We start from the raw sequence: 786 nt of genomic DNA, 5'->3' as shown, positions 1-786 counted from the left end.
CACTGTTGAGCGTGATATTACCCCCGGCCAGAATTTTACCGGGGTCACTCTGTTTAACCTGAGTTTCCTTGACGGTCCGGGTGTACTGATATTCGTAAAAGTCATTACTGCGGCTGCCATCCGGCATGATGGCATCGTGCACTTTGTATTTATTGTGGCGGGAAGTGTCCACCTGTGACCAGTCATAGCGAGTGGTCTGGCCGCTCAGTACCGCGTCGTGATGCTGAGACTTTTCCGTTTCGACGACCTGGGTGACCAACCCGGCGTTGGTGTTGTTAATCTGGTCAGACTGAATCTTCAGGTTGCGCCCGGCTTCAATCGTCGCCGCGTGGTTATTCAGTTCACGGGCTTGACCGGTAGCCGTCAGCGCGTTATCCAATTGACCGCCGATGTGCATGTCGCCCACGCTGTAAATCTGGGCATGGTCACGGTTGTTCAGTGTTCCGGTGCCAATATCCAGCCGGTCACGCGCGGCAATCACGGCGGCTTTGCCACCCTCTGCGGTGTTATTCAGGGTCGCCGTCTGGAGCGCGAGCTGGTCACCGTAAAGGCGCCCGGTGCCGGTGTTGTTCAGGGTGTTAGCCGTGAGATGGGTCAGGCCGCCGTCAATCAATCCGGTATTGTTCAGGGTATCGTGAACGTTGATTTGCGTTTGTTTAGCGCTGATTTCGCCGGAGGCGTTATTGGTGAGATTCTGTGCGCCCAGATGCAGCGCCTGACCGGCTTTTATCTGACGGTCATTGATAAGATTACCGGCCGTTTTCAGGGTCAGATTGCCATTGGCCG

At 55.6% G+C, this 786-nt stretch carries 1 pseudogene; it reads right to left on the bottom strand.

Annotated features, from left to right (window positions below):
* A pseudogene (locus C6H66_RS24645) lies at window positions 1-786 on the bottom strand (adhesin); the annotation flags it as partial.

It is taken from the genome of Photorhabdus hindustanensis (assembly GCF_002968995.1).
Classification (GTDB): domain Bacteria; phylum Pseudomonadota; class Gammaproteobacteria; order Enterobacterales; family Enterobacteriaceae; genus Photorhabdus; species Photorhabdus akhurstii.
The sequence above is the reverse complement of the archived record's forward strand: the minus strand, read 5'-3'. Positions and strand labels throughout refer to the sequence as shown.